At 66.3% G+C, this 5265-nt stretch carries 3 protein-coding genes and 1 pseudogene; 2 read left to right on the top strand and 2 right to left on the bottom strand.

The window, feature by feature from the left end; genetic code table 11:
* Positions 1-145: 145 nt before the first annotated feature.
* Together RUU78_RS15475 and RUU78_RS15480 are read right to left on the bottom strand one after the other, a co-directional pair.
* Positions 146-2407: pseudogene (locus tag RUU78_RS15475) on the bottom strand (heavy metal translocating P-type ATPase); the annotation flags it as partial.
* Positions 2408-2549: 142 nt separating this feature from the next.
* Positions 2550-2969, bottom strand: coding sequence for a heavy metal-responsive transcriptional regulator (locus tag RUU78_RS15480; RefSeq protein WP_313918165.1), 420 nt, complete (start codon positions 2967-2969; stop codon positions 2550-2552).
* A gap of 264 nt (positions 2970-3233) precedes the next feature.
* On the opposite strand from RUU78_RS15480, the gene RUU78_RS15485 reads away from it, so the two are divergent.
* Together RUU78_RS15485 and RUU78_RS15490 are read left to right on the top strand one after the other, a co-directional pair.
* A complete protein-coding gene (locus tag RUU78_RS15485; RefSeq protein WP_313918167.1) occupies positions 3234-3632 on the top strand; it encodes a CopL family metal-binding regulatory protein in 399 nt (132 codons plus the stop codon).
* A gap of 116 nt (positions 3633-3748) precedes the next feature.
* Positions 3749-5265, top strand: a 1517-nt coding sequence (locus tag RUU78_RS15490; RefSeq protein ID WP_313918169.1) for a TolC family protein, incomplete at its 3' end; no start/stop codon positions are given.

The raw sequence follows: 5265 nt of genomic DNA on the forward strand, positions 1-5265 counted from the left end.
GGGGTTGGCGGGGGGGTGTCGGGGGTGCGCGTGGTGGGGGGGCGGTGGCGCCCCGCCACACGTCGACCGGCCATGGGCTAGTACGCCCTGCCCTCCGGCTGCCACACCTACATTCCCGAACGGCCTGCGCCCCCAGCCGGTGCGGTCAACGGATTCTGCCCAACCGCAGCGCGTTGGTGACGACGGAGACCGAACTCAGGCTCATCGCCAACGCCGCAATCATCGGACTCAAGAGCCAGCCAAACACCGGATAGAGCACGCCCGCCGCGACCGGCACGCCGAGCGCGTTGTACAGAAACGCAAACCCCAAATTCTGTTTCATATTGCGCACCGTCTCGTCGGAAATGGCTCTCGCCGCCAGGATGCGTCCGAGATCGCCCTTAACGAGCGTGATAGCGGCACTGGACATGGCCACGTCGGTGCCGGTGCCCATCGCGATGCCGACGTCCGCCGCGGCGAGTGCTGGGGCATCATTCACGCCATCGCCGGCCATTGCCACGCGGCGGCCTTGCGCTTTCAGGCGTTCGACCAGCGCGACCTTGTCGGCCGGCTTGACCTCGCCGTGGACCTCGTCGATCGCCAAGGTCTCGGCCACGGCCTGCGCCGTGGCCATCGCGTCGCCCGACGCCATAACGAGGCGGAGCCCTGCGGCGCGTAACGCCGTCAACGCCGCGGGAGTAGACGCCTTGATGGGGTCCGCGACGGCGACGGCACCGGCGAGCTCGCGGTCGACCGCGAGGAACATGACGGTCGCGCCGGACGCACGCAGTGCGTCGGCCCGCTCGGCCAACGGGGCAACGTCAGCACCCACGCTGCTCATCAGTGCGGCGTTGCCCAAAGCTAGCGGACGATCGTCCACGCGTCCCACCACACCCTGACCCGTGATCGAAGAAAAGTCGGCAGCCATCGACAGAGCGAGCGAACGCTGCTTAGCTTCTGCCAATATCGCAGCGGCAAGCGGGTGCTCACTCCCCTGCTCCAAACTCGCAGCGAACTGCACGACTTGCTGCTCGGTGTAGCCAGGCGCGATCAGCACATCGCGAAATGCCGGGCGCCCTTCAGTCAGCGTCCCGGTCTTATCGACGACGAGCGTGTCGATGGTGCGCAGGCGCTCAATTGCTTCCGCGTCGCGAAACAGCACGCCTGCATGCGCGGCGCGTCCGGTGGCAACCATGATCGACATTGGTGTGGCGAGCCCGAGCGCACACGGACACGCGATGATGAGCACCGAGACGGCATTCAAGACGGCGTAGGTCCATGAGGGTTCCGGGCCGAAGAAACCCCAGCCGAGGAGAGTTGCGATCGCCGCGGCCAGCACGGCCAATACGAACCAATAGGCGACGGTGTCGGCCATGCGCTGCATCGGCGCGCGTGATCGCTGCGCTTGAGCGACGAGCTGCACGATCTGCGCGAGTACGGTCGCCGACCCGACCTGATCGGCACGAATGACCAAACTGCCGGTACCGTTGAGGGTCGCGCCGATGACCCGCGCGTCGGGCAATTTTTCGATCGGCAGCGACTCGCCCGTCAACATCGACTCATCCACGCTTGAGCGGCCGTCGAGCACTGTGCCGTCGACCGGAATTTTTTCTCCGGGCCGCACGCGCAGGCGGTCGCCTGGATGCACCTGCTCAAGCGCGACGTCTTCTTCGCTGTCATCGGCGTTCAAACGGCGGGCCGTCTTGGGCGCCAAGCGCAGAAGCGCTTTGATCGCAGCGGAGGTCGCCGAGCGAGCGCGCAATTCCAGGATCTGCCCCAGCAAGGTCAGCGACACGATGACCGCGGCAGCCTCGAAATAAACACCGACCCGCCCGTGCTCCTGAAAGGAATTGGGAAAGAGCCCGGGCGCAAGCGTGGCCACGACACTGTAGCCGTACGCGGCGGCTACACCGATGCCGATCAGGGGCCACATGTTCGGGCTGCGATGGCGCAGCGAGGCGATACACCGCTCAAAGAAGGGCCAGCCGGCCCACAATACGACCGGTGTGGCCAGCACCAGCTCCAAGCCCGTGCGCAGCTCGGTCGACAACCCCGTCAGACGGTGGCCAAGCATCGCCAGCCCCAATACGACGAGCGTCAGCGGCAATGACCATGTAAAGCGCCGTCGGAAGTCGGTGAGTTCCGGCAGCTCACCGTCGTCCTCGCTCGGCATGACCGGTTCGAGTGCCATGCCGCAGATCGGGCAAGCCCCGGGGCCTTCCTGAACAATTTGCGGGTGCATCGGACAGGTGTAGGTCGTGCCCTGCGCTGCGGGGATCGCAGCGACGGGGGCTTCGGTCGACAGATAGCGCGCCGGATCGGCTACGAATTTGGTACGGCACCCCGCCGAACAAAAGTGATAATCATGGCCGGCGTGGTGCGCATGGTGCGGCGAGTTCGCGTCGACCGTCATACCGCAGACCGGATCGCGCTCAGCTTCACGCGGGGCGCCCGGCGTTGGGCCGTGGGCCGGGTCATGAGCGCCGTGGCCGACGGCGGGCGTCGCCGCGGCGTGGCCCCCTGCAGAGTTCGGGGACGATGACGAGGGGGGCGCGTGGCAGCATGCGGATTTATGGGAAGGTGCGGTCATGGCGATCCTCCTGCGACAAGGCGTTGAGTATCGGGCAGGCTTCCGCTCGGCCGTGGCCGGGGCACGCCGTAATGAGGGTTTGCAGTCCGGTGCGGATGCGGGTCAGTTCAGTGATGCGCTGATCGACGTCCGCGAGTTTGTCGATGGCGGCACGTTTGACCTGGGCGATATCGGCGTTATCGCTCAAGGCAAGCAGCGTCCGAATGTCTTCGAGCGAAAAACCCAAGGATTTTGCGCGCCGGATGAAATGCAGGCGTTTGAGTTCGGTCTGGGTGTAGTGCCGATAGCCCGAGGCCGAGCGCTGTGCGGGCGCAAGTAGTTGGCCGCGCTCGTAATACCGGACGGTGTCGATGGCGACCCCGGCACGTTTGGCCAATTCGCCAATGGTAAAGCTCGTCATGATTGCGCCTCCGGTGAAGCATCGATCGCGTGAGGAGACAGTGTGCAGTCTGGACCCTGGTCCAGAGTCAAGCCCCGGCCGGAGAGGCTCGGTGCTTCCATTTATGGGCGGGCGCAACGTGCGCCGTACACCGGACGGATAAAAAGCCAGACGCGGTGCGCATAAAACGCCGTCGGTGGTGCCGTACAGAGCGCTAAGGGCTACTTGAAACTTCTGGCACCGGCGCGCAGTCTATGCGCCGTCCTCGTCGTCTGCGGAGGGCGCGTGCTTCGCACCGCCACCACTATTCTTCTCGCGATCGTGTTGTGCCTGAACGGGTTTCTCATGCCCGTGGCGATGGCACAGCACCACGTCGCGTCGGAGAAAGCCAGTGCGGTGGTCGCCGACGCCCCGTGCCACGGCGACGCAGCGGTACCGGACATGGCCACGGACGACATGTCCGACCATGCACAGCACGGTGGAAAAGCCCCTCCTTCCAAGCACAGCACTCCTTCGTGCTGCACCCATGGCCAATGTGCCTGCGGTTGCCTGTTGTCTGCCAGCACCGCGCCCGCCATGGGCGTGAATGTGCGTCCGCAGCGCGCGACGAAAGGCCGCGACTTCTCCCGCCCGCATCTGACCGCCTCGCGGTACACGGTGCCCTTGCGACCTCCGATCGCCTAAGCGTTGGCTAGCAGCCCGATCGGGCTGCCGATGCGGTGCGGGTGTCGCACCGTCACTCTTTTCGCATGTGCGCGAGACCGCCCGGTGTCGCGACGCGTGCCTGCCAACGAGTCGAGATGATGGAACGAACGATGTTGCGGCTGCCGCTGGCGGCCGCGTTGACGATCCTTGCAGGTTGCGTCGGGGTGTCGCGACGGGAGGGCGCCGATCGCGTCCAAACGCTGTTGAACGAACGCGTACCCAGCGCGGTGCAATGGCGCACCAACCCCGAAGGCACGGTGGCAATCGACGCGCGTGTGGCCGAACTGACCGCCACGAAAATCACGCCGGCCACGGCGTTTCAAGTTGCCCAGCTGCGCAATCCACGTATGGCAGCGGAGTACGCGCGATTGGGCTTGGCACAAGCGGACGTGGTCGAGGCCAGCCGTCTTGGCAATCCAACCTTCAGCGGTTCCGCGCTCAAGGACGGCGGCCCGTCAAAGATCGCCACCGGACTCACGGCACCGCTTGCCGATTTGTTGCTGCTTCCCGCCCGGCGTCGCCTGGCGGCGGGCGAGTACGAGCGCGCCCAACAGACGATTGCGGCCGATCTTGTGAATCTTGCCGCGGATGTGGAAGTACAGTGGTACGAGGCCGCCGGCGCCGAACAGGTGGCGCTCATGCGCGAAGCTGTCGCCACGGCCGCCGCGACTTCCGCGGAACTCGCCCTGCGCTTCTTCGACGCGGGCAACATCAGCGCGCTGGAACTCAAGCTCGAGCAGGCCGCGGCGAGTCAAGCGCGCATTGCCGCGCTCTCGGCGCGGGCGAACGCGACACGCGAGCGCCTGGCGCTCAATACGCAAATGGGCCTGTCCGGCGCGCAAGCCGCGCAGTGGCAGATGGACGTGCCGCTCGCGGCCCCCGTGCCGACCGAGGACGGACTGGAAACGCTGCAGTCCCTGGCGCGTGAGCAGCGGCTCGATCTGGCTGCCGCGCGGCGTGAGGTCGAGTTGCTCGGCAGCGCACTGGGCGTGGCGCGGCGCTGGCGTCTTTTAGGAGCGGTCGATATCGGCGTGGAGCGTGAGAAGGAAACGGACGGGTCGAAGCTGACCGGTCCGACGTTGTCGTTGGCGCTACCGCTCTTCAACCAGGGCCAAGCAGCGATCGCGCGTGCGCAGGCGCAGTGGGAGGTGGCCAAGAGCGCGCTGGCACTGCGGGAATTGGAAATCGACAACGACGTCCGGCTGGGGATTGAACGGGTCAATGCGCAGCGCGGGATCGTCGAGCAGTACCGGACCGCGCTCGTTCCGCAGCGCGAAGCGGTCGTGGCGCGCCAGGTTGAACGGCTCAACTACATGCTGATTGGCGCGTTCGAACTGTTGCTGGCCAAGCAGCAGGAATACGACGCCTATCAGGGCTACCTTGAAGCCGTACGTGACTACTGGGTGGCGCGGGTGGAACTGGGTCGCGCGATCGGGACACGACTTCCGAGCGCCGCGACCGTCAACGCGCGCACGATCGGGGTTGAAGCCATTTTGACCCCTCCCGCGCCGACCGGCGCGGGTCACAGCGGTCATGGCGACCATGGCGCAGCAATGCCGGGGATGAAGCCGGCCGCCACGCCCTCGCCGCAGAGCCCCGCCCGCGACGACGG

The organism is Tahibacter sp. (assembly GCF_032229445.1).
Taxonomy (GTDB): Bacteria; Pseudomonadota; Gammaproteobacteria; order Xanthomonadales; family Rhodanobacteraceae; genus Tahibacter.

Excerpts from the sequence above, each read along its gene's own strand:
- RUU78_RS15480 (WP_313918165.1), bottom strand. The coding sequence starts at position 2,969 with ATGACGAGCTTTACCATTGGCGAATTGGCCAAACGTGCCGGGGTCGCC.